The sequence below is a fragment of the Acidovorax sp. GW101-11A03 genome, from assembly GCF_059424825.1.
Genome location: NZ_JBWKZU010000004.1, coordinates 39,093 through 61,697 on the forward strand (window position 1 = coordinate 39,093; position 22,605 = coordinate 61,697).

At 65.3% G+C, this 22,605-nt stretch carries 20 protein-coding genes; 10 read left to right on the plus strand and 10 right to left on the minus strand.

Features of this window, described 5'->3' with window-relative positions; translation table 11 throughout:
- Positions 1-95: 95 nt before the first annotated feature.
- From AC07Z7_RS03170 to hemA, 5 genes are all read right to left on the minus strand, one after another.
- Positions 96-1,103, minus strand: a complete 1,008-nt coding sequence (locus AC07Z7_RS03170; protein ID WP_291467404.1) for an AAA family ATPase — start codon at positions 1,101-1,103, stop codon at positions 96-98.
- A 156-nt stretch (positions 1,104-1,259) separates the two neighbouring features.
- Complete coding sequence (gene grxD / locus AC07Z7_RS03175; protein WP_291467405.1) at positions 1,260-1,583, minus strand: Grx4 family monothiol glutaredoxin; 324 nt, start codon at positions 1,581-1,583, stop codon at positions 1,260-1,262.
- Positions 1,584-1,646: 63 nt separating this feature from the next.
- Positions 1,647-2,498, minus strand: a complete 852-nt coding sequence (gene prmC / locus AC07Z7_RS03180) for a peptide chain release factor N(5)-glutamine methyltransferase (protein ID WP_291467406.1) — start codon at positions 2,496-2,498, stop codon at positions 1,647-1,649.
- 68 nt (positions 2,499-2,566) lie between these two features.
- Entirely contained in the window at positions 2,567-3,652 is a 1,086-nt protein-coding gene (prfA, locus tag AC07Z7_RS03185) for a peptide chain release factor 1 (RefSeq protein ID WP_494765292.1), read from the minus strand.
- A gap of 115 nt (positions 3,653-3,767) precedes the next feature.
- Positions 3,768-5,099, minus strand: coding sequence for a glutamyl-tRNA reductase (gene hemA, locus AC07Z7_RS03190; protein WP_494765293.1), 1,332 nt, complete (start codon positions 5,097-5,099; stop codon positions 3,768-3,770).
- Between the two features lie 71 nt (positions 5,100-5,170).
- On the opposite strand from hemA, the gene AC07Z7_RS03195 reads away from it, so the two are divergent.
- Together AC07Z7_RS03195 and AC07Z7_RS03200 are read left to right on the plus strand one after the other, a co-directional pair.
- Positions 5,171-5,446 carry a hypothetical protein gene (locus AC07Z7_RS03195; protein WP_094286607.1) on the plus strand — a complete coding sequence of 92 codons (276 nt, stop codon included), beginning with the start codon at positions 5,171-5,173 and terminating at the stop codon, positions 5,444-5,446.
- A 167-nt stretch (positions 5,447-5,613) separates the two neighbouring features.
- A complete protein-coding gene (locus tag AC07Z7_RS03200) occupies positions 5,614-6,600 on the plus strand; it encodes a Bug family tripartite tricarboxylate transporter substrate binding protein (protein ID WP_252659329.1) in 987 nt (328 codons plus the stop codon).
- Between the two features lie 97 nt (positions 6,601-6,697).
- On the opposite strand, the gene ugpQ is transcribed toward AC07Z7_RS03200, so the two are convergent.
- The 5 genes from ugpQ to ugpB form a co-directional block, all read right to left on the minus strand.
- A complete protein-coding gene (gene ugpQ / locus AC07Z7_RS03205; RefSeq protein WP_494765294.1) occupies positions 6,698-7,441 on the minus strand; it encodes a glycerophosphodiester phosphodiesterase in 744 nt (247 codons plus the stop codon).
- 162 nt (positions 7,442-7,603) lie between these two features.
- Positions 7,604-8,611, minus strand: a complete 1,008-nt coding sequence (ugpC, locus tag AC07Z7_RS03210; RefSeq protein ID WP_494765295.1) for a sn-glycerol-3-phosphate ABC transporter ATP-binding protein UgpC — start codon at positions 8,609-8,611, stop codon at positions 7,604-7,606.
- A 71-nt stretch (positions 8,612-8,682) separates the two neighbouring features.
- Complete coding sequence (ugpE, locus tag AC07Z7_RS03215) at positions 8,683-9,534, minus strand: sn-glycerol-3-phosphate ABC transporter permease UgpE (protein WP_094286613.1); 852 nt, start codon at positions 9,532-9,534, stop codon at positions 8,683-8,685.
- Between the two features lies 1 nt (position 9,535).
- Positions 9,536-10,417, minus strand: coding sequence for a sn-glycerol-3-phosphate ABC transporter permease UgpA (ugpA, locus tag AC07Z7_RS03220; protein WP_094286615.1), 882 nt, complete (start codon positions 10,415-10,417; stop codon positions 9,536-9,538).
- A 120-nt stretch (positions 10,418-10,537) separates the two neighbouring features.
- Entirely contained in the window at positions 10,538-11,854 is a 1,317-nt protein-coding gene (gene ugpB, locus AC07Z7_RS03225; protein ID WP_494765296.1) for a sn-glycerol-3-phosphate ABC transporter substrate-binding protein UgpB, read from the minus strand.
- Positions 11,855-12,152: 298 nt separating this feature from the next.
- On the opposite strand from ugpB, the gene serA reads away from it, so the two are divergent.
- From serA to ubiB, 8 genes are all read left to right on the plus strand, one after another.
- Positions 12,153-13,382, plus strand: coding sequence for a phosphoglycerate dehydrogenase (gene serA / locus AC07Z7_RS03230; RefSeq protein WP_094286619.1), 1,230 nt, complete (start codon positions 12,153-12,155; stop codon positions 13,380-13,382).
- A 122-nt stretch (positions 13,383-13,504) separates the two neighbouring features.
- On the plus strand, positions 13,505-17,422 hold the full coding sequence (locus tag AC07Z7_RS03235; protein WP_494765297.1) for a DUF3683 domain-containing protein: 3,918 nt from the start codon (positions 13,505-13,507) through the stop codon (positions 17,420-17,422).
- 8 nt (positions 17,423-17,430) lie between these two features.
- Entirely contained in the window at positions 17,431-17,862 is a 432-nt protein-coding gene (locus AC07Z7_RS03240; RefSeq protein WP_494765298.1) for an HIT family protein, read from the plus strand.
- A gap of 97 nt (positions 17,863-17,959) precedes the next feature.
- Positions 17,960-18,382 (plus strand): gamma-butyrobetaine hydroxylase family protein, encoded by a 423-nt coding sequence (locus AC07Z7_RS03245; protein ID WP_494765299.1) that lies wholly within the window; start codon positions 17,960-17,962, stop codon positions 18,380-18,382.
- Between the two features lie 181 nt (positions 18,383-18,563).
- Positions 18,564-19,295, plus strand: a complete 732-nt coding sequence (gene ubiE / locus AC07Z7_RS03250; RefSeq protein ID WP_494765300.1) for a bifunctional demethylmenaquinone methyltransferase/2-methoxy-6-polyprenyl-1,4-benzoquinol methylase UbiE — start codon at positions 18,564-18,566, stop codon at positions 19,293-19,295.
- A gap of 36 nt (positions 19,296-19,331) precedes the next feature.
- Positions 19,332-20,375: a Tim44 domain-containing protein gene (locus AC07Z7_RS03255; protein ID WP_494765301.1), complete on the plus strand. Its 1,044-nt coding sequence runs from the start codon at positions 19,332-19,334 to the stop codon at positions 20,373-20,375.
- A gap of 53 nt (positions 20,376-20,428) precedes the next feature.
- Entirely contained in the window at positions 20,429-21,043 is a 615-nt protein-coding gene (locus AC07Z7_RS03260; RefSeq protein ID WP_494765302.1) for a hypothetical protein, read from the plus strand.
- Positions 21,040-22,605 (plus strand): ubiquinone biosynthesis regulatory protein kinase UbiB, encoded by a 1,566-nt coding sequence (ubiB, locus tag AC07Z7_RS03265; protein WP_094286631.1) that lies wholly within the window; start codon positions 21,040-21,042, stop codon positions 22,603-22,605. The genes AC07Z7_RS03260 and ubiB overlap by 4 nt, the downstream gene beginning before the upstream one ends.

The following is a 22,605-nucleotide window of genomic DNA, read 5'->3' on the forward strand; positions in this document are numbered from 1 at the left end:
AGGGCACAGCGGCCACCCGAGTGTATCTGCGCGCCCTGCGGGCGGACACCGGCTGCGCACCGCCCGTGAAGGCGGCCGGCAACCACGGGCAGCCGCTACTGCACGAAGCCGATGCGGCTGCGGCCCGAGGCCGCCTTGGGCAGATCGGTAATCTCCACCGTGCTGCGCCGGTCCAGCCGCGCATTGCCAAAGCCCGTCATCAGTGCCCTGCGCATTTCGCGCGGCGGCATCTGGGCCAGGTGGTCCAGCACGTCGTCCAGGGGTTCCGGGTCCAGCAGGCGGCCCCAGTCATGCCCCGCGCGGATGCCGACGTACAGGTTGCGGGCGATGGTGCGCGCCTGCTCCAGCGTGGGCGCCTCCACCTCGAACACGTTCATGCGGTTCAGGATGGGGTCGGGAATGCCACGCGTGTCGTTGGCCGTGGTGATCCAGATCACCTGGCTCGCGTCGATGGCCACCTCGGCAAACTCATCGGTAAAGCTCTGGGCGGTGTCGTATTCGAGCAGGCTGTACAGCGCGCCCAGTGGGTCATACTGCGCATCGGTGCTGGCCTTGTCGATCTCGTCCACCACGATGACCGGGTTGGCATACTCGCCCTCCACCAGGGCCTCGAACACCTTGCCCGGGCGGGCTCCTTTCCATTGCGCCGACGACCCCGACAGCAACCAGCCAGCGGTCATGGAACTCATCGGCAGCAGGTTCATGCCCGTGCCCAGCAGCTCGGCCAGGTGGCGTGCAAAGTGCGTCTTGCCGATACCGGGCGGGCCCAGCAGCAGCATGGGCGTGACCTCCAGGCCATCACTGCTGTCCTGCGCCAGCGCCACATGGCGCTTCACATCGTCCAGCACCTCGGTGAAGTTGGGCAGCTGCTCGTACAGGCTGGCCATGTCGGGCACGCCCGAGGGTTTGACCTGAAAACGCTCCGGGCCACGCTCCAGCATGCGTTCGTACACGGTGCGCAGGGTTTCGTATTCGCGCTGATTGCCGGACTCTTGCAACCGGGCCAGCTTGCGTTCCACATCACCCGGATGGAACACATTGCGCATCTGGGCCACCGGCAGGCGCAGGGCGGGGGACTGGGGAACAAGGCTATGGCTGGTCATTGCATGCTCCTGTGATGGTTACGTCACGCAACCATTCAAGCACACAACATGCCCGCTGCTCCACCGGAAAAGCCCCCGATTGGTGCAGCTGTTGCAGGCAAACAAAAAGGCCGCCCGAAGGCGGCCTGATGGCGGGTGGTGCAATGGCCGTGTCGATCAGCCTTCGGTGCCCAGCACCTGCTTGAGTTCGCCCGACTCGTACATCTCCATCATGATGTCCGAGCCGCCGATGAACTCACCCTTCACGTACAGCTGCGGAATCGTGGGCCAGTTGCTGTATTCCTTGATGCCCTGGCGGATTTCGTCGTCTTCGAGCACGTTGACGGTGACCACGCTCTTGGGGTCCACGCCGCAGGCCTTGAGGATCTGGATCGCGCGGCCCGAAAAACCGCACATGGGGAAGCTGGCGCTGCCCTTCATGAACAGCAGGATGTCGCTGGATTTGACGAGGGCGTCGATGCGTTGTTGGGTGTTGCTCATGGGTAAAACTCCTTGAATGGGGCTGGCGGGCAGAGGGTGGCAGGGTGCCCGCAATGGGATGGATTATTTCACTGTCTGCGCCAAGGGCCACTGCCCCCCTGTGCAACGCGCAATGCCAGCGAGGTCATTGCGGCTTTGCACCTGGGCAAAGCCCTGGGCGGCCAGCAGCGCTTGCACCGCCGCTGCCTGGTCGTAGCCATGCTCCAGCAGCAGCCAGCCGCCGGGGCGCAGGTGGGCGGGCGCCTGGGCCGCGATGGCTTGGATGTCGTCCAGCCCGTCGGCGCCGCTGGCCAGGGCCTGCAGCGGCTCGTGCGTCAGCGCTGCCAGGTGCGGATCGGCGCTGGGGATGTAGGGGGGGTTGGAGACGATGGCGTCGAACGGGCCCTGCACGCCCGCCAGCCAGTTGGCTTGCTGGAACTGCACGGACAAACCCAGCCGCTGGGCGTTGGCCTGGGCCACGGCCAGTGCATCGGCGCTGGCATCCACCGCCAGTAGCTGGGCGTTGGCGCACTGGCTTTGCAGCGCCAGCGCAATGGCGCCGCTGCCGGTGCCCAGGTCCGCCACGCGCGGCGATGCCAGTGGGGCGATGATTTCCAGCGCCCAGTCCACCAGGGTTTCGGTGTCAGGGCGTGGGTCCAGAACGCGGGCGTCTACCTGCAGCATCAGCCCATAAAACTCCTTGCGCCCCGTCAGGTAGGCCACGGGCTCGCCCACTGCGCGGCGCTGGCACAGGGCGATGAAAGCGTCGTGGGTACCGGGCTCCAGCGTGTCGGTGTCATGCGCCAGCAGCCAGGCGCGGCCAGCGTCGGGGCGGCCCAGGGCGTGCAGCAGCAGTAGCTGGGCGTCAATGCGCGGCAGTCCCAGCGTGTGGGCCTGGGCCAGGGCTTGTGCCAGGGTGGGGGTTGTCTGGTTCACTATGAATTTAATAGCTGCCTGCGCTTGCTGGATAAGCGCGGGAGGCCCTTTTTTTTAAAGATCTGTGGTCACGCCACACTCATCTCCAGCTCTTCCAGTTGTTCCGCCTCGCGCGCATGTTGCAGCGCCTGCAGCACGTCGCCCAGGTCGCCTTCCATCACCTGCAGCAGTTTGTACAGCGTGAGGTTGATGCGGTGGTCTGTGAGCCGCCCCTGAGGGAAGTTGTAGGTGCGGATGCGGTCGCTGCGGTCGCCGCTGCCGATCAGGCCCTTGCGCAGCGCGGCTTCCTTGGCGGCGCGCTCGCTGCGTTCTTTCTCCTGGATGCGGGCCTGCAGCACCTGCAACGCCTTGGCCTTGTTGCTGTGCTGGCTGCGGCCGTCCTGGCACTCGGCCACGATGCCGGTGGGCAAGTGCACCACGCGCACGGCCGAGTCGGTCTTGTTGATGTGCTGGCCGCCCGCGCCGCTGGCGCGGAAGGTGTCGATGCGCAGGTCGGCCGGGTTGAGCTTGATGGCCTCGTGCTCGTCGGGTTCGGGCATCACTGCCACGGTGCAGGCGCTGGTGTGGATGCGGCCTTGCGTCTCGGTGGCGGGCACGCGCTGCACGCGGTGGCCGCCGGATTCGAACTTGAGCGCGCCATATACGTGGTCGCCCTCGATGCGCAGCACGATTTCCTTGTAGCCACCCAGCTCGGCGGCGTTCTCGCTCACCACCTCCACCCTCCAGCCCACGTTGGCGGCGTAGCGGGTGTACATGCGTGTGAGGTCGCCCGCGAACAGGGCGGATTCGTCGCCGCCCGTGCCCGCGCGGATTTCGACGAAAGCGTTGCGCGCATCGTCCGGGTCCTTGGGCAGCAGCAGGCGCTGCAGTTCGTCTTCCAGCTGCAGAAGTTCGGCCTCGGCACTGGTGATTTCTTCCTGCGCCATCTCGGCCATGTCGGGGTCGGCCAGCATCTCGCGCGCGCCGGCCAGGTCGGCCTCGCGCTGCTGGTAGCGGGCGTAGCGGCCCGCCACCTGCGTGACCTCGGCATGCTCGACGGAGATGCGCCGGTACTGCGCCATGTCGCTCATGATGTCTTCGCGCGAGAGCAGAAAGTCCAGCTCGCCCAGGCGCTGTGCGTAGCGCTCCAGCTGGCTTCGGAGGAAAGGTTTCATGGAATTCTGGAGAAAATGGGTGCTACCAGTTTGGTAGCTATTGACGCTTGTATATCAGGCGCCAGGGGCCGATTTGGCTTGAAATCGGGGCGGGCAGGGGAGCGGGCGAGCGCCGCTACAGCCCGTTGTTGTTGGGGGTCTTGCTCTGCGCGCGCAGGAACAGGCGCGAGACGGTCTGGGCTGTCTGGGCGCGCATCTCGGCGTCACCCGCGCGCAACTCGGCCAGGGTGCCGTGCAGCATCTTCTGCGTGAGGCCGCGCGAGAGTGCTTCGAGCACGGCATCCACATCCTCGCCCTTGGCCAGCAGCTTCTTGGCGCGGGCGATCTCCAGCGCGCGCCACTCGTCCGTCTGGGCGTTGAGCTGCTGGATCAGCGGCACCACGCCCCCCTCGGCAGCGGCGGGGCTGCGCAGCTCCATCCAGTGCATGAAGCTCTGCACGCCGGCGTCGATGATGGCTTCGGCTTGGGCCACGGCGGCCTGGCGGTTGGCCTGCGCTGTCTGCACCACGGTGGCCAGATCGTCTACGGTGTACAGGTACACGTCGCCCAGGGCTTTCACCTCAGGCTCGATGTCGCGTGGCACGGCCAGATCGACCATGAAGATGGGGCGGTGGCGGCGCTTCTTGAGTGCGCGCTCCACAGCGCCCAGGCCGATGATGGGCAGGCTGCTGGCGGTGCAGCTGATGACGGCGTCGAACTCGTGCAAACGCTCGGGCAGGTCGGCCAGACGCATCACCTCGCCGCCAAAACGGGTGGCGAGCTTTTCGCCGCGCTCCAGCGTGCGGTTGGCAATGGCGATGGCCTTGGGGTTCTTCGCGGCGAAGTGCGTGGCGCACAGCTCGATCATTTCGCCCGCGCCGACGAACAGCACGCGGATCTTGGAAAGGTCTTCAAACAGCTGCCCCGCCAGGCGCACGGCGGCGGCGGCCATGCTGATGCTGTGTGCGCCGATTTCGGTGCTGCTGCGCACCTCCTTGGCCACGGCAAAACTGCGCTGGAATAGCTGGTTGAGCGTGGTGCCCAGGGCGCCAGCCGTTTCGGCGGCACGCACAGCGTCCTTCATCTGACCCAGGATCTGGGCTTCGCCCAGCACCATCGAATCGAGCCCGCTGGCCACGCGAAAGGCGTGGCGTGCGACCAAGCTGTCTTCGAGCGTGTAGGAGTGCGAGCGCAGCAGTGCGGGGCTTACGCCGCCGCTGTGGGCCAGCCAGCCCAGCGTGTGGTCCATGGCAGGCTCGTCGCCCGCGCAGTAAATTTCGGTGCGGTTGCAGGTCGAGATGATGGCGGTCTCGACCCCGGGGTGGCGGCTGGCACCGCCGCCAGAGTGGCCCAGCGACTGGCGCAAACCGTGCAACGTGGGAGCGATCTGGTCGAGCGCAAACGCGAACCGGCCGCGCAGGTCGAGCGGCGCGGTGGTGTGGTTGATGCCGAGGGCCCAGACTGCCATAGCCGCCAATTATAAAATTGTTGGCCCGGACAGGTGGCCTTGCCTGTTCATGCCTTGATTTGGGTCAATTCATGGGTCCCCTCGACATCCTCAACCATCTGCTGAACTTTGTGGCGCCCGCCGCCTTTGTGGCCCTGCTGCTGGTGCTGGGCGGGCGGCTGCTGGGCGCCAAGGGGGGCGCCCTGGCGGGCTGGCGCCAGTGGGCGGCGGTGTTTGTGGTGGGGCTGGTGGTGCTGGCCGCAGGCTTGGCGCTGTGGGGGCGCGACGGCAAGATGCTGACCTATGCCGCGCTGGTGGTGGCCACCGCCACCTGCCAGTGGGTGCTGGTGCGGGGCTGGAAGGGCTGACTGCCCTGGGTGTCCTGCCGGGCCGTGGGGCCGCAAATCGTGGCTTGGGATGCCCGTGTTTTCAGGGAGTTTGCAGGGGCCGAATGCCGATGAGAATCGGGGCGTAGCCCGAGGGCGCGCGCAACGCGCGGCAGGCACTTATTTCCCCCAACCCTGGAGACACCCCAATGAAATCGAAAATCGCGCTGAAAACCTGCTGGGCCGTGGCGGCTGGCCTGCTGCTGTCGGTGGCGGCATCGGCGCAGACCGCTGCCAGTTTTCCCTCCAAGCCGGTGCGCATCGTGGTCGGCTTCCCGGCGGGTGGTCCGTTGGACCAGCATGCACGCCTGCTGTCTGACCGGCTGCAGGCCGTGCTGGGCCAGCCGGTGGTGATGGACTACAAGGCAGGTGCGGGTGGCACCGTGGGGGCGCAGGATGTGATGAAGGCCCCTGCCGACGGCCACACCCTGATGCTGGCGAACACGGGCGTGATGGTGATCAACCCGGCGCTCTACAGCCGCCTGCCTTATGCCACGCTCAAGGACTTCACGCCGATTGCGCGCACTGCCATGCAGCCGCTGGCGCTGCTGGTGAACCCCAGCGTGCCTGCCAAGAACCTGCAGGAGTTCATGGCGTACGCCAAGTCGCGGCCTGGCCAGGTCAACTTTGGCTCGGCGGGCAACGGCGGCATCAGCCACCTGGTGCCCGAGATGTTCAAGACCGCCACGGGCCTGTTCATGGTGCACATCCCCTACCGGGGCAGTGCGCCCGCGTTCACCGACCTGATGGGTGGGCAGGTGCAGTTCATGGCCGAGAGCATTCCGCAGGCTGCTGCGTACCACAAGCAGGGCAAGGTGCGCGCCCTGGCCGTGACCAGCAAGGAGCGCAACCCCGCGCTGCCCGATGTGCCAACGGTGATCGAGAGCGGCATCAAGGGCTTCGAGGTGGTGGGCTTTTACGGCTTTCTGGCCCCGGCAGGCACGCCCAAGGACGTGGTGGCCAAGCTCAGCGATGCCTTCGGCCAGGTGATGCAGTCGCCCGATGTGAAAAGCCGCATGGTGAGCCAGGGCGCCGACCCAGCGTTTCTGGGCGCGGATGATTTTGCGAAGTTCCTGGCCGCCGAGATGCCGCGCTGGGCGGATGCGGTGAAGAAGTCAGGCGCGAAGCTGGACTGACCCCCTGAGGCGCTGCGCGCCTTCCCCCTGAAGGGGGACGCCACCCCTGGCCCGGCGAAGCCGGTTCCACGGTGGCGCTGGCTTGGGGTGGGGTTCTTTAAGCCGTGGCGGGAGAGAAGAAGTCCACGCGGTCGGTGATGATGCCGTCCGTGCCCAGTGCGATGAGCCGCTGTGCGGCCCAGTCGTCGTTGACGGTGTAGCTGAGCGTGCGCATGCCCAGGCCCTTGACCTGGGCTACCAGGGCTGTGTCCCACAGCGCGTGGTTGCAGACGATGGCCACGCAGCCCAGCCGCTGGGCCACGTCGGCCCAGCCGTCCCACAGGGTGTCGAGCAGCAGTGCGCGCGGGATGTGCGGCGCGGCGGCCTTTGCACCCTCCAGCGCCTCGGGCTGGAAGGAGGAGAACAGCGGCGGCACGGCCTGGCCTTGCCACAGGCGGGCCGCGGTTTCGCCCACCACCTGACCGGTGGTGGCTTCCGTCCCCGGCGTGGGCTTGATCTCGATGTTCAGCAGGAACCCGTTGGCGATGCAGTAGCGCGCCAGGTTCTCCAGTGTGGGCAGGGGCTCGCCCGCGTGGCTGCGCGAATGCCAGCCGCCCGCGTCCAGCTGGGCAAGCTGGCTCCAGGGCAGGTCGCCACCCGTGCCACGGCCATTGGTCGTGCGGTTGAGTGTGGCGTCGTGCATGAGAAAAGGCACGCCATCGCTGCTGAGCTTGGCGTCACACTCGAACATGCGGTAGCCGTGCTGCGCGCCCAGGCGGAACGCGGCCAGGGTGTTTTCGGGGGCCAGCTTGCCAGCGCCTCGGTGGGCGATCCAGCGGGGGTAGGGCCAGGGGGCGGTCATCGTGGTGTCTTCCTTGGTGCGGTTGCGCTGCACGCGCACTTTGAAACTGGCGCGAACCAGGCCAGTGCCACCGTGGAACTGGCTCCGCCAGGCCACGGGTGGCGTCCCCCTTCCCGGCGAAGCCGAGAGAAGGGGGAAGGTGCGAAGCGCCTCAGGGGGATGTCACATCCTCCGCTTGCCTGTCGTGGCGTCAAACGCGTGCAGGCGGTCGGCGCGCGGCTGCACGTGGATCACGGTGTCTGGGGCCGGAGCGTGCGTGCCTTCTTCCACGCGCACGATGATCTGTTCGCCGTTGATGCGGCCATAGATCAGGCGCTCGGCGCCCAGCAGTTCCACGGTTTCCACCGTCACGGCCCAGCCTTCGCTGCGCACATCCAGGTGCTCGGGGCGGATGCCCAGGATGGTGCCGGGCTGTGCACCGGGAGCGTTCTTGAGCAGGTTCATCGGCGGCGAGCCGATGAAGCTGGCCACGAAGGTGGTGGCGGGCGTGTGGTAGACCTCTTCGGGCGTGCCGAACTGTTCCATGTTGCCGGCGTTCATCACGATCATGCGCTGCGCCAGCGTCATGGCCTCGACCTGGTCGTGCGTCACGAACAGGCTGGTGATGCCCAGCTCGCGGTGCAGTTTCTGGATTTCGAGGCGGGTCTGGGCGCGCAGCTTGGCGTCCAGGTTGGACAGGGGCTCGTCAAACAGGAACACCTGGGGCTGGCGCACGATGGCGCGGCCCATGGCCACACGCTGGCGTTGGCCGCCGGACAGCTCACGGGGCTTGCGCTCCAGCAGGTGGCCCAGTTCGAGGATCTTGGCGGCCTTGTCCACGCGCGCTTTGATTTCTTCCTTGGGCACCTTGGCGATCTTCAGGCCATAGGCCATGTTCTCGAAGTTCGTCATGTGGGGGTAGAGCGCGTAGTTCTGGAACACCATCGCGATATCGCGCTGGGCGGGTTCCAGGTCATTCACCACGCGGTCGCCAATGCGCAACTCGCCGCCGGAGATTTCCTCCAGGCCCGCGACCATGCGCAGCAGCGTGGACTTGCCGCAGCCCGAGGGGCCCACGATCACGACGAATTCACCGTCCTTGACCTCGGCGTTCACGCCATGGATGACCTGGTTGGCCTTGGGGCCGTGCCCGTAGCGCTTGATGATGTTGCGAAGAGAGAGAGATGCCATTTTGCTATTAAATTAGTAGCTGCTAACGCAGATGGATAAGGCGGTAGGGGCTTGTTTGGCTTGTGTTTTTGTCACTTTTCCGTGTCTACCAGGCCCTTGACGAACCAGCGCTGCATGACCACGACCACAAAGGCCGGGGGCAGCATGGCCAGAAGAGCCGTGGCCATCACGATGTTCCACTCGTTGCCTGCATCGCCACCGGCAATCATGCGTTTGATGCCGATCACCACGGGGTACATGTCTTCGGACGTGGTCACCAAGAGCGGCCACAGGTACTGGTTCCAGCCGTAGATGAACTGGATCACGAACAGCGCGGCAATCGAGGTGCGCGACAGCGGCACCAGGATGTCCTTGAAGAAGCGCATCGGGCCTGCGCCGTCCACACGCGCGGCTTCGACCAGCTCGTCGGGCACGGTGAGGAAGAACTGGCGGAACAGGAAGGTGGCCGTGGCCGAGGCGATCAGTGGCACCGTGAGGCCCGCGTAGGTGTTGAGCATGCCCAGGTTGGACACGACCTCGTAGGTGGGGCCGATGCGCACTTCCACGGGCAGCATCAGGGTGATGAAGATCAGCCAGAAGCAGATGCCCTTGAAGGGGAAGCGGAAGTACACGATGGCAAACGCCGACAGCAGCGAGATCGCGATCTTGCCCACGGTGATGACGATGGCGGTGACAAAACTCACCCACATCATGCGCGCCACAGGCGCGGTGGAGCCTGCGCCCGAGCCGCCGCCAAACAGCGTGTCGTGGTAGGTGTTCCAGAAATTGCCGCCGGGCACCATGGGCATGGGCACCTGCACGATGTCCTGCGCGGTGTGGGTGGAGGCCACAAAGGCCAGGTACAGCGGGAAGCCGACGATGATCACGCCCAGCACCATGATGAGGTGCGAGAACGCGGTGAGATAAGGACTACGTTCAACCATTTCAGTACTGCACTTTCTTCTCGACGTAGCGGAATTGGATGACGGTGAGCACGACCACAATGGCCATCAGCACTACCGATTGCGCCGCCGATCCGCCCATGTCCATGGCCTTGAAGCCGTCGTGGTAGACCTTGTAGACCAGGATGGCGGTGTCGCGCCCCGGGCCGCCCTGCGTGGTGGCGTCCACGATGGCGAAGGTGTCGAAGAAGGCATACACCACGTTGATCACCAAAAGGAAGAAGGTGGTGGGCGAGAGCAGCGGGAACTGGATGCTCCAGAACCGGCGCCAGGGGCCTGCTCCGTCGATGGCGGCCGCTTCAATCAGCGACTTGGGGATGGACTGCAGCCCTGCCAGGAAGAACAGGAAGTTGTAGGAAATCTGCTTCCACACCGCCGCGATCACGATCAGCCCCATGGCATGGTCGGAGTTGAGCATGTGGTTCCAGTCAAAGCCCGACTGGCGCAGCAGGTAGGCCACCACACCCAGCGAGGGCGAGAACATGAACATCCAGAGCACGCCGGCCACGGCAGGTGCCACGGCGTAGGGCAGCAGCAGCGCGGTCTTGTAGACCATGGCGCCCTTGATGATGCGGTCGGCAAAGATCGCCAGGATCAGCGACAGGCTGATGCCCACCGCCGCCACCAGCACCGAGAAGAAGGCCGTCGTCTTGAACGAGGCGAGGTAGCCCGGGTCGTCGAACAGATGCTTGAAGTTGTCCAGCCCCACCCATTCGGTGGACATGCCGAAGCTGTCCTGCATCTGGAAGGACTGCACCAAGGCCTGGCCTGCAGGCCAGAAAAAGAAGACGCTGATGATGACCAGCTGGGGGGCCAGAAGCACCCAGGGCAGCCACGCAGAGCGAAAAAGTACGCGTTTTTCCATGTCGGAACTCTCAAAAAGAAAACCCCGCCGCCCCGTGAACCATGCTGGTTGACGGGGCGGCGGGCTTTCGATGCCACCGGGCGGGGCAGCCAGGCAACATCATCAGGCGCTAGGCAGCGCTTACTTGTTGGCGCGTGCGAAACGGGCCAGTTGCTCGTTGCCGCGTGTCACGGCGGTGTCCAGGGCTTCCTTGGGCGACTTCTTGCCCGACCAGATCTGCTCGGTTTCCTCGTCGATGATGGAGCGGATCTGCACGAAGTTGCCCAGGCGGATGCCGCGCGACTTTTCGGTGGCCTTCTTGATCATCTGCGTCACGGCCACATCGGTGCCGGGGTTCTTGGTGTAGAAGCCCGATGCCTCGGTCAGCTGGTAGGCGCCCATGGTCACAGGCAGGTAGCCCGTGCGCTGGTGGCTGGCAGCCTGCACCTTGGTGTCGTTCAGGAAGTTCAGGAAGTCGGCCACGCCCTTGTACTCATCGGCCTTCTTGCCAGCCATCACCCACAGGCTGGCGCCACCGATGGCGGTGTTCTGCGGCGCGCCCTTCACGTCAGGGTAGTAGGGCAGGGTGGAGATGCCATAGGCGAACTTGGCTTCCTTGGCCACGCGGGCGTACAGGCCCGAGGAGCCGGTGATCATGGCGCATTCGCCCGAGGGGAACGAGGCATCTGGCACATTGCCCCGGCCCTTGTAGACGAAGCTGCCTTCCTTGGAAGCCTTGGCCAGGTTTTCGAAGTGGCGCACATGCAGCGGCGAGTTCAGCTGCAGCTGGGCATCCGTGCCGTCAAAGCCGTTGTTCTTGGACGCGAACAGCGTGTTGTGCCACAGCGAGAAGCTTTCCAGCTGCGTCCAGCTGATCCAGCTGGTGGTGAAGGGGCAGCTGTGGCCGCTGGCCTTGAGCTTGGAGGCGGCGGCAAACACTTCGGGCCAGGTCTTGGGCGGCTTGTCGGCATCCAGGCCCGCCTTCTTGAAGGCGTCCTTGTTGTAATAGAACACCGTGGTGGAGCTGTTGAGCGGGTAGCTCAGCATCTGGCCGTTGGGGGCGGTGTAGTAACCGGCCACGGCCGACACGTACTGGGTGGGCTCGAACTTGAAGCCGCCGTCGTTCAGCACCTTGGCGGCGGGCACGATGGCGCCCTTGCTGGCCATCATGGTGGCCGTGCCCACTTCAAACACCTGCAGGATGTGGGGCGCGTTGCCTGCACGGAAGGCGGCGATGGCGCCTGTCATGGATTCGTCATACGTGCCCTTGTAGGTGGGCACGACCTTGTACTTGGTCTGGCTGGCGTTGTACTGCTTGGCCAGGTCGTTCACCCACTCACCAAGCGCTGCGCTCATTGAGTGCCACCACTGAATCTCGACTGGCTGTGTCTGGGCTTGCACAGGTGCGCAGACCGACAGGGCAATGGCAGCGCAGACCGCCAGATGCTTCGTTTGCATGAATATTTCCTCCGAGGATGACGAAAAGCACAAAGGCTGGATGCTATGCAGCCGATGTGACATTGATATGTCGTTGTCGCATACCGCTAGCGCTTGCAACAACCGGGGAAACCCCTTGGGGGTCCCGCAAGGGGAGCGATTGTGACTCTTTTGTGACAATGTGTGGCGCAATTGCCGAGGCTTGCAAGGTTTTGTGCGATGCACCATGCTGGTGACTGCTTGCTGGTTTCCGTTCTTCCGGTTCGTTCGCGCCGCAGCGCGCCGGAGTCTTTCCTCTCTCACCTTCATTCTTATTGCCATGGCCCTCAATTCGCTTGACAAGAACAAGATCAAATTTTTGTTGCTGGAGGGCATCCATTCCTCTGCGGTGGATGTGATCCGTGCGGCGGGCTACACCCAGATCGAGACGGTGTCCGGCGCGCTGCCGGACGAGGAACTCAAGCGCAAGATCGCCGACGTGCACTTCGTGGGCATCCGCTCGCGCACCCAGCTCACCGAAGAGGTGTTTGCCCAGGCGCACAAGCTGGTGGCGGTGGGCTGTTTTTGCATCGGCACCAACCAGGTGGACCTGAACGCGGCGCGCGAGCGGGGCATTGCGGTGTTCAACGCGCCGTATTCCAACACCCGCTCCGTGGCCGAACTGGTGCTGGCCGAGGCTATCCTGCTGCTGCGCGGCGTGCCCGAGAAAAACGCCGTGGCGCACCGGGGTGGCTGGCTCAAGAGCGCCGACAACGCCTACGAGATCCGGGGCAAGACCTTGGGCATCGTGGGCTATGGCTCCATCGGCACGCAGCTGTCGGTGCTGGCCGAGGCGCTGGGCATGCAGGTGGCATTTTTTGATGTGGTCAACAAGCTGCCCCTGGGCAACGCGCGCCAGGTTCAGCACCTGCACGACCTGCTGGGCCAGAGCGACATCGTGAGCCTGCATGTGCCCGAGCTGCCGTCCACCGAAGGCATGATCGGCGCGGCCGAGATTGCCGCCATGAAACCCGGCGGCATCCTCATCAACGCCGCGCGCGGCACGGTGGTGGATATCGAAGCGCTGGCCGGGGCGCTCAAGGCTAAAAAACTGCTCGGCGCCGCCATCGACGTGTTCCCGGTGGAGCCACGCACCAACAAGGACGAGTTTGTGTCGCCCCTGCGCGGGCTGGACAACGTGATCCTGACCCCGCACATCGGCGGCTCCACCATGGAGGCGCAGGCCAACATCGGCCTCGAAGTGGCTGAAAAGCTGGTGAAGTACAGCGACAACGGCACCAGCACGTCGTCCGTCAACTTCCCGGAGGTGGCTTTGCCCGCCCACCCCGGCAAGCACCGCCTGCTGCACATCCATCGCAACGTGCCGGGCGTGTTGTCCGAGATCAACCGCATCTTCTCGGACAACGCGATCAACATCTCGGCCCAGTACCTGCAGACCAACGAGAAGATCGGCTACGTGGTGATCGACATCGACGCAGCGTCGTCCGATCTGGCGCTGGACAAGCTCGCGCGGGTCACCGGCACGCTCAGAAGCCGCGTGCTTTTCTGATCCCGGCCATCGGTCGCTGTTGCCTTGCCGCTGCCCCGGGCCCGGCAAGGGGAGGGCCAGTGGCTTAAAATCGCCCCCCCGAGGCTCATGGGCGCGCGGCGCCCACCCCAGGTAGATCCCCCATGAATGTTCCGATTGCGTTGGCTGCCTTGCAGGCGCAGGCTGCCGAGCCCGCCCGTCTGCGCGAGATTCCCTACAACTACACCTCGTTCTCCGACCGGGAGATCGTGATCCGCCTGCTGGGCTCCGCCTCCTGGGACGTGCTGGACCAACTGCGCAAGGAGCGCCGCACGGGCCGCTCGGCCCGCATGCTGTACGAAGTGCTGGGCGACATCTGGGTGGTGCAGCGCAACCCCTACCTGCAGGACGACCTGCTGGACAACCCGGCCCGCCGCAAGCTGCTGGTGGAGGCCCTGCACCACCGCCTGGCCGAGATCGAAAAGCGCCGCACCCCGGCCGATGACGCCGGGCGTGACCGCCTGGTGGGCGAGCTGGTGGTGGCCGCGCGCCGCGCTGTGACTGAGTTCGATGCCAAATTCGAGCAGGCCGCGCAGCTGCGCCGCCAGATCCAGCGCACGCTGGGCCGCCTCACAGCCAAGGACAACATCAAGTTTGATGGCCTCTCGCGCGTGTCCCACGTGACGGATGCGACCGACTGGCGCGTCGAGTATCCATTTGTGGTGCTCACCCCCGACACCGAGGCCGAAATGGCCGGCCTGGTCAAGGGCTGCATCGAGCTGGGCCTGACCATCATTCCGCGGGGGGGCGGCACGGGCTACACCGGCGGAGCGATCCCGCTGACCTGGAAGAGCGTGGTCATCAACACCGAAAAGCTCGAAGCCATGACCGAGGTGGAGATGCGCCGCCTGCCTGGCATGGACAGCGAAGTCGGCACGGTGTGGACCGAAGCCGGCGTGGTCACCCAGCGCGTGGCCGACGCGGCCGAGCGTGCGGGCTTTGTGTTTGCCGTGGACCCAACCAGTGCCGAGGCCTCGTGCATTGGCGGCAACATTGCCATGAACGCGGGCGGCAAGAAGGCCGTGCTGTGGGGCACGGCGCTGGACAACCTGGCCAGCTGGCGCATGGTCACGCCCGATGCCCAGTGGCTGGAAGTGACGCGCCTGGACCACAACATGGGCAAGATCCATGACGTGGAAGTGGCCACTTTCGAGCTGCAGTATTTCGAGGCCGATGGCAAGACGCCCGTGCGCACCGAGACCCTGGCGATCCCGGGCAAGACCTTCCGCAAGGAAGGCCTGGGCAAGGACGTGACGGACAAGTTCCTCTCGGGCCTGCCGGGCATCCAGAAGGAAGGCTGCGACGGCCTGATCACCAGCGCGCGCTGGGTGGTGCATCGCATGCCTGAGCACACGCGCACGGTGTGCATGGAGTTCTTCGGCAACGCCAAGGACGCGGTCCCGAGCATCGTCGAGATCAAGGACTACATGTTCGCCGAGCAGAAGCGCTCGGGCGTGCTGCTGGCCGGCCTGGAGCACCTGGACGACCGCTACCTCAAGGCCGTGGGCTACGCCACCAAGAGCAAGAAGGGCAACGGTGGTTTGCCCAAGATGGTGCTGATTGGCGACATCGCGGGCGACAACGCCGACGAGGTGGCCCGTGTGACCAGCGAGGTGGTGCGCATTGCCAACTCACGCAGCGGCGAAGGCTTCATCGCCATCAGCGCCGAGGCGCGCAAAAAATTCTGGCTGGACCGCAAGCGCACGGCAGCCATCAGCCGCCACACCAACGCCTTCAAGATCAATGAAGACGTGGTGATCCCGCTGCCGCGCATGGCCGAATACACCGACGGCATCGAGCGCATCAACATCGAGCTCTCCCTGCGCAACAAGCTCAAGCTGTGCGACGCGCTCACCGAATTCTTCGAGCGCGGCAACCTGCCGCTGGGCAAGCAGGACGATGCGAACGAAATCCCCTCGGCCGAACTGCTGGAAGACCGCGTGGCCCAGGCCATTGCGCAGGTCGCCGAGGTGCGCGCGCTGTGGGCGGGCTGGCTGCGGGACGTGGCCACGCTGTTCCCGCAGTTGCAGGACCATACCCTGCGCGCGAGCTGGAAGACCCAGCTGCGCGCCCCGCTGCAGAGCATTTTTGCGGGCGCGGCCTTCAAGCCCATCCTGGACGAGGCCACCGCCATCCACAAGCGCGTGCTCAAGGGCCGCGTGTGGGTCGCCCTGCACATGCACGCGGGCGACGGCAATGTGCACACGAACATCCCCGTCAACAGCGACGACTACGAGATGCTGCAGACCGCGCACGAGGCGGTGGAACGCATCATGGTGCTGGCGCGCAGCCTGGACGGTGTGATCTCAGGCGAGCACGGCATTGGCATCACCAAGCTGGAGTTTCTGACCGACGAGGAGCTGCGCCCGTTTGCGCAGTACAAGCAGAAGGTGGACCCGGAAGGCCGCTTCAACAAGGGTAAGTTGCTCCGAAATCAGGAGCTGCAGGGCCATGATGGACGGGCGGTAGAGGCCAATTTTTCTTCGAATTCTGGCGTGATGCACGCCGACCTGACCAACGCCTACACGCCGAGCTTCGGCCTGATGGGCCACGAGTCGCTGATCATGCAGCAGAGCGACATCGGCGCCATTGCCGATTCGGTCAAGGACTGCCTGCGCTGCGGCAAATGCAAGCCCGTGTGCTCCACGCATGTGCCACGCGCCAACCTGCTGTACAGCCCGCGCAACAAGATCCTGGCCACCTCGCTGCTGGTCGAGGCCTTCCTGTACGAAGAGCAGACGCGCCGGGGCGTGAGCATCAAGCACTGGCAGGAGTTTGAAGACGTGGCCGACCACTGCACGGTGTGCCACAAGTGCGAAAGCCCTTGCCCGGTGAAGATCGACTTCGGCGATGTCACCATGAACATGCGCAACCTGCTGCGCAAGATGGGCAAGAAGAGCTTCAGGCCCGGCAATGCGCTGGCCATGACCATGCTCAACGCCACCAACCCCGACACCATCAAACTCATGCGCAGCGCGATGGTGGATGTGGGCTTCAAGGCCCAGCGCATGGCGGTGGACCTGCTGCGCAAGGTGGCCCGCAAGCAGACGGCCAAGCCGCCTGCCACGGTGGGCACGGCCCCGGTCAAGGAGCAGGTGATCCACTTCATCAACAAGAAGCTGCCCGGCGGCCTGCCCAAGAAGACGGCCCGCGCGCTGCTGGACATCGAGAACAAGGACTACGTGCCCATCATCCGCAACCCGGCCACCACCACGGCCGAGACGGAGGCGGTGTTCTACTTCCCCGGCTGCGGCTCCGAGCGTTTGTTCTCGCAGGTTGGCCTGGCCACGCAGGCCATGCTGTGGCACGCGGGTGTGCAGACGGTGCTGCCGCCGGGCTACCTGTGCTGCGGCTACCCCCAGCGCGGCTCGGGCCAGTTCGACAAGGCCGAGAAGATGATCACGGACAACCGCGTGCTCTTCCACCGCGTGGCCAACACGCTCAACTACCTGGACATCAAGACCGTGGTGGTGAGCTGCGGCACCTGCTACGACCAGCTGCAGGGCTACGAGTTTGACAAGATCTTCCCCGGCAGCCGCATCATCGACATCCACGAGTATTTGCTCGAAAAGGGCATCCAGCTCCAGGGCAAGGGCGCCTACCTGTACCACGAGCCCTGCCACAACCCCATGAAGCAGCAGGACTCGATGAAGACCGTGAAGGCGCTGGTGGGCGAGCAGGTGCTCAAGAGCGAGCGCTGCTGTGGCGAGTCGGGCACGCTGGGTGTGACCCGGCCTGACGTGTCCACGCAGGTGCGCTTCCGCAAGGAAGAAGAGATCCGCAAGGGCGAAGCCAAGCTGCGCGAGAGTGGCGCCGTGGCCGCCCAGGACAACGTGAAGATCCTCACCAGCTGCCCCAGCTGCCTGCAGGGCCTGAACCGCTACCAGGATGACCTGCAAAACGGCTTGCTCGAAGCAGACTACATCGTGGTCGAGATGGCGCGCGAGATTCTGGGCGAGAACTGGATGCCCGAGTATGTCGAGCGTGCCAATGGCGGCGGCATCGAGCGGGTCTTGGTCTGATGGCGGAAATGGCGTGCCCCCTGTGCGCGGAAGACGGCGGTGCGCTCGTCTGGCGCGGTGAGCACCTGCGCGTGATCCGTGCCCAGGAGGCGGGCTTTCCGGCCTTCTACCGTGTGGTGTGGAACGCGCATGTGGCTGAGTTCTCCGACCTGTCGGCCGCCGAGCGCGCGCACTGCATGGAGGCGGTGGCGCTGGTGGAGCAGGCCCTGCGCGAGCACCTGGCCCCCACCAAGGTCAACCTTGCCGCGCTGGGCAACATGGTGCCCCACCTGCACTGGCATGTGATTGCCCGGTTCGATTGGGACAGCCATTTTCCATCGCCCGTGTGGGCACCCGCCCAGCGGCCCAGCCCGGCCGCGCAGGAGGACGCCGTGCGAGCGTTGCTGCCCGCGCTGGAGGCGGCCCTGCAGCCCCGGCTGGCGGCGCTACCGCTGCCTTGATCACGCCCCTGGCTGCACAGCACCCGGCCGGCGGCGGGTGCTGCAGCGGGGCCCCGGCACAATCCACAACACAGTTTTCTCTAATCAGGAGAGTCCCATGGCAGGTTTGAAAGCAGGCGCGCCCACGCCGCAGGCACTCACGGTGCACGAGACCTCGCGGGTGCTGGAGGTCGGGTTTTCCGACGGCGCTACCTTCCGCATTCCGTTCGAATTGATGCGCGTGTATTCGCCCTCGGCCGAGGTGCAGGGCCACGGTCCGGGCCAGGAAGTGCTGCAGACCGGCAAGCGCGACGTGGCGCTGGTGAACCTGGAGCCCGTGGGCAACTACGCAGTCAAGCCCACGTTTTCCGATGGGCACGACAGCGGCATTTTCAGCTGGGACTACCTCTATGAACTGGGGCAGAAACAGGAGGCCCTGTGGGCCGAGTACACCGCGCGCCTGGCGGCCGCCGGTGTGGACCGTGACGCACCCATGGCGCCCAAAGGTGGTGCAGGCGGCCATGCATGCGGCAGCCACTGAGCGTTGCCACCGAAGCCCTTATTGACCGGTGTGCTATTGAAAGAAGAGCTGCTAAGCCAATGTGGATGCGCGGTGGCGGCTATTTTTCTTTGAATGGCGTTGTCCAAATTGCGACACAAGCCCCATTTCAGTGCGGGGTTGTCGCTGTACCTCTGGCGCTTGCGCGCCTAGCATGAAACTTATGAGCACGACCCACTTTGGTTTTCAGTCGGTGGACGAGCAGGACAAGGCGCGCCACGTGCGCGGCGTGTTCGACTCGGTGGCCTCCAAATACGACGTGATGAACGATCTCATGTCGGCGGGGCTGCACCGTGCCTGGAAGGCCTACACCGTGATGGTGGCGAACCTGCGCGAAGGCAGCCAGGTGCTGGACATCGCGGGTGGCACGGGCGACTTGTCGCTGGCCTTTGCCAAGAAGGTGGGCGCCACGGGCCGGGTGGTGCACACCGACATCAACGAAGCCATGCTGCGCGTGGGCCGCGACCGTCTGATCAACGCGGGTGTGGTGCTGCCTACCCTGGTGTGCGATGCCGAGAAGCTGCCGTTCCCCGACGCGCATTTCGACGTTGTGAGCGTGGCGTTTGGCCTGCGCAACATGACGCACAAGGACCAGGCGATTGCCGAGATGTGCCGCGTGCTCAAGCCGGGCGGCAAGCTGCTGGTGCTGGAGTTCTCGAAAGTGGCCAAGCCGCTGGAGAAAGCCTACGACTGGTATTCGTTCAAGGTGTTGCCCCGGCTGGGCAAGCTGGTGGCGGGCGACGATTCCAGCTACCGCTACCTGGCCGAATCGATCCGCATGCACCCGGGGCAGGAAGAACTCAAAAGCCTCATGCAAAAAAATGGCTTTGGGCATGTGGACTATCACAACATGACGGGGGGCATTGTGGCCCTGCATGTTGGAATCAAGTGCTGAGCATGTTGCTCGGTGATTAACGGAGACGGAGAAGTCATGATGAAACTGTGGTCTGTGGTGTTGGTCGCGATGCTGGCGTTGGCACACGCAGATGCCGACGCCCGGCGGCTGGGTGGTGGTAAATCGACGGGCAAGCAGTCGAGCAATGTGACGCAGCGCGAGTCGGCAACGCCGCCTGCCACACCGGGTGCCCCTGCACAGAACGTCAACAGTGCCGCAGCAGCCAAGCCGGCAGCTGCACCCGCAGCTACCCCTGCGGCACCGGCGAAGAAGCCTTGGGGCGCCATGCTGGGTGGTCTGGCAGCAGGCCTCGGGTTGGCATGGCTGGCCAGCTCGCTGGGTCTGGGCGCGGGTTTCGCCAACATCCTGATGGTTGTGCTGCTGGCTGTGGCCGCCTTCGTGGTCTTCAAGCTGGTGATGCGCGCGCGCAGCGGTGCGGGCAATGGCGGTGGCGCAGCGGCTGGCGGATCACCGTTTGCCTTCCAGGGCGCCGGCGCGGGTGCCGGGGCAGCAACGCCTGCGGCGGCGCAAGTGCCCCCCCAGTACAGCCCGAACAACGTGGGCAACGACGCTTCGGCACGCCCCTGGGAGCGCAACAGCATGGCCTTTGATGCCTCTCGCGCTGCGCAGGCTGGTGGCGCGGGTGCGGGTGTGGTCATTGGTTCGGGCCTGTCGGGCGCGCAGAATTGGGGCGTTCCGGCCGATTTCGACACCGAAGGTTTCCTGTCGGCGGCCAAGCGCAACTTTGTCACGCTGCAGGCTGCATGGGACCGCTCGGACATCAGCACCCTGCGCTCCATGATGACAGACGGCATGCTGGACGAGATCCGCACGCAGCTGACCGAGCGTGAAGCCCACCGGGGTGCCCAGCCCAACCACACGGACGTGGTCATGATCGAAGCCCAGCTGCTGGGCATCGAGGACCTGGGCGACGGCTACATGGCCAGCGTTGAGTTCTCCGGCATGATCCGCGAGGAACCCTCGGCAGGCCCGAGCCCGTTCCGCGAGGTGTGGAACATGACCAAGCCCAAGGCGGGCGGCAGCGGCTGGCTGGTGGCTGGCGTGCAGGCTCTGCAGTAATGCGGCAAGCCCCGGCGCAAGGGGCTTTCCAGTTCAGGGAATAATCGGGGACTATGGCAACACCACAGTCCCCTTTCTCTTTTCTGGACGGCCTTTTCGAGCGCATGGCCGCCGGTCCGCAACCCCCGCAATGGCTTGTGCATGAGGTGCAGCAGCGTCTGGTGCTGTTCCTCAACCATGTGCTGATGCAGGAAAAGGAAGCCATGGACCGCCTGGTGCGGCAGAAAGGCCGCGTTGCCCGCGTGCAGTGGCGGGTGTATTCGCTGGCGCTGGTCATCACGCCTGCGGGCCTGTTCAACCTGGCCCCCGAGTCGGCGGTGCCTGATTTGCAGCTGCACGTCACCGAAACCTCCCCCTTCACCCTGGCACAGGGCGCATTGCGCGGCGACAAACCCGCTATCCGCATCGAAGGCGATGTGCAGCTGGCGGCCGAGATCAACTGGCTGGTGGACCATGTGCGCTGGGACGTCGAGGAAGACCTGGCCCGCGTGATCGGTGATGCACCCGCCCACACCGTGGCCCAGGTAGCGAGCCGTGGCGCGCAGGCCCTGCGCCAGTTTGTGGGGGCGCGCATGGCCGCAGACGCTGCGGCATCGGCCCCATCCGCTCCGCTGGCTCCGGCCGCTTACCCATCGCCGCAGGCTGGCGCCGACCGGGCCGACGCATGAAGCGGTTTTTGCGGGGGGTGGCCATCCTCTGGGTGGTTTTCCGGTACGGCCTGGATGGCCTGGTGCTCGACAGTTTCCAGAAGCCCTGGTTGCGGATGATTTCCCGCGTGGTGTCGATCGGGCGCAATCTGGACGCCCCGCGGGGCCAGCGCCTGCGCGAGGCGCTGGAGCGTCTGGGGCCTATCTTTGTGAAGTTCGGCCAGGTGCTGTCCACCCGGCGCGACCTGCTGCCCGCAGACATCGCCGACGAACTGGCCCGCCTGCAGGACCGCGTCCCGCCGTTTGACCCCGATGTGGCCATGGCCACCATCGAGCGCGCCTTCCGCAGGCCGGTGGACGAGGTGTTCACCTCGTTCGACCGCACGCCTGTGGCCAGTGCCTCCATCGCCCAGGTGCATTTCGCCACGCTGCGCGACCGCCAGGGGGTGGAGCGCGAGGTGGCGGTCAAGGTGCTGCGCCCCGGCATGCTGCCCGTGATCGAGAAGGACCTCAGCCTGATGCGCATGATGGCGGGCTGGGTGGAAAACCTGTCGGCCGACGGCAAGCGCCTCAAACCCCGCGAGGTGGTGGCCGAGTTCGACAACTACCTGCACGACGAGCTGGACCTGGTGCGCGAGGCCGCCAACGCCGCGCAGCTGCGCCGCAACATGCAGGGGCTGGACCTGGTGCTGATCCCCGAGATCTTCTGGGACTTCTGCCACGCCGAGGTGATGGTTATGCAGCGCATGAACGGCGTGCCCATCAGCCAGATCGACCGCCTGCGCGAAGCGGGCGTGGACATCCCCAAGCTTGCGCGCGACGGCGTGACCATCTTTTTCACCCAGGTGTTCCGCGATGGGTTCTTCCATGCGGACATGCACCCGGGCAACATCCAGGTCAGCCTGGACCCTGCCACCTTTGGGCGTTACATCTCGCTGGACTTTGGCATCGTGGGCACGCTCACGGAAGTGGACAAGGAGTACCTGGCGCAGAACTTTGTGGCCTTCTTCCGGCGCGACTACAAGCGCGTGGCCGAGTTGCACATCGAAAGCGGCTGGGTGCCGCCAGAGACGCGGGTGAATGACCTCGAATCGGCCATCCGCGCGGTGTGCGAGCCGTATTTCGACCGCCCGCTCAAGGAAATTTCGCTCGGCATGGTGCTGATGCGCCTGTTCCAGACTTCGCGCCGCTTTCATGTCGAGATCCAGCCCCAGCTGGTGCTGCTCCAAAAAACCCTGCTCAACATCGAGGGCCTGGGCCGCGAGCTGGACCCGGAGCTGGACCTGTGGAGCACCGCCAAGCCCTTCCTCGAAAAATGGATGCTGGAGCAGATGGGCCCGCAGCGCCTGTGGCGCGAGCTGCGCGCCGAGGCGCCGCACTACGCCAAGCTGATCCCCGAACTGCCGCGCCTGGTCTATGACGCACTGCGGCAGCGCCCGGCAGACCAGCAGCAGGTGCTGCGCGAGCTGCTGGATGCGCAAAAGCGCACCAACCGGCTGCTGCAGTCCATCATTTATGGCGGGGTCGGGTTTGTGCTGGGCCTGCTGGCCATGCAGCTTTTCATGCGGATACGGGTCTTCTAA

Excerpts from the sequence above, each read along its gene's own strand:
- AC07Z7_RS03170 (WP_291467404.1), bottom strand. The coding sequence starts at position 1,103 with ATGACCAGCCATAGCCTTGTTCCCCAGTCCCCCGCCCTGCGCCTGCCG.
- grxD (WP_291467405.1), bottom strand. The coding sequence starts at position 1,583 with ATGAGCAACACCCAACAACGCATCGACGCCCTCGTCAAATCCAGCGAC.
- prfA (WP_494765292.1), bottom strand. The coding sequence starts at position 3,652 with ATGAAACCTTTCCTCCGAAGCCAGCTGGAGCGCTACGCACAGCGCCTG.
- hemA (WP_494765293.1), bottom strand. The coding sequence starts at position 5,099 with ATGGCAGTCTGGGCCCTCGGCATCAACCACACCACCGCGCCGCTCGAC.
- AC07Z7_RS03195 (WP_094286607.1), top strand. The coding sequence starts at position 5,171 with ATGGGTCCCCTCGACATCCTCAACCATCTGCTGAACTTTGTGGCGCCC.
- AC07Z7_RS03200 (WP_252659329.1), top strand. The coding sequence starts at position 5,614 with ATGAAATCGAAAATCGCGCTGAAAACCTGCTGGGCCGTGGCGGCTGGC.
- ugpQ (WP_494765294.1), bottom strand. The coding sequence starts at position 7,441 with ATGACCGCCCCCTGGCCCTACCCCCGCTGGATCGCCCACCGAGGCGCT.
- ugpC (WP_494765295.1), bottom strand. The coding sequence starts at position 8,611 with ATGGCATCTCTCTCTCTTCGCAACATCATCAAGCGCTACGGGCACGGC.
- ugpE (WP_094286613.1), bottom strand. The coding sequence starts at position 9,534 with ATGGTTGAACGTAGTCCTTATCTCACCGCGTTCTCGCACCTCATCATG.
- ugpA (WP_094286615.1), bottom strand. The coding sequence starts at position 10,417 with ATGGAAAAACGCGTACTTTTTCGCTCTGCGTGGCTGCCCTGGGTGCTT.
- ugpB (WP_494765296.1), bottom strand. The coding sequence starts at position 11,854 with ATGCAAACGAAGCATCTGGCGGTCTGCGCTGCCATTGCCCTGTCGGTC.
- serA (WP_094286619.1), top strand. The coding sequence starts at position 12,153 with ATGGCCCTCAATTCGCTTGACAAGAACAAGATCAAATTTTTGTTGCTG.
- AC07Z7_RS03235 (WP_494765297.1), top strand. The coding sequence starts at position 13,505 with ATGAATGTTCCGATTGCGTTGGCTGCCTTGCAGGCGCAGGCTGCCGAG.
- AC07Z7_RS03240 (WP_494765298.1), top strand. The coding sequence starts at position 17,431 with ATGGCGTGCCCCCTGTGCGCGGAAGACGGCGGTGCGCTCGTCTGGCGC.
- AC07Z7_RS03245 (WP_494765299.1), top strand. The coding sequence starts at position 17,960 with ATGGCAGGTTTGAAAGCAGGCGCGCCCACGCCGCAGGCACTCACGGTG.
- ubiE (WP_494765300.1), top strand. The coding sequence starts at position 18,564 with ATGAGCACGACCCACTTTGGTTTTCAGTCGGTGGACGAGCAGGACAAG.
- AC07Z7_RS03255 (WP_494765301.1), top strand. The coding sequence starts at position 19,332 with ATGATGAAACTGTGGTCTGTGGTGTTGGTCGCGATGCTGGCGTTGGCA.
- AC07Z7_RS03260 (WP_494765302.1), top strand. The coding sequence starts at position 20,429 with ATGGCAACACCACAGTCCCCTTTCTCTTTTCTGGACGGCCTTTTCGAG.
- ubiB (WP_094286631.1), top strand. The coding sequence starts at position 21,040 with ATGAAGCGGTTTTTGCGGGGGGTGGCCATCCTCTGGGTGGTTTTCCGG.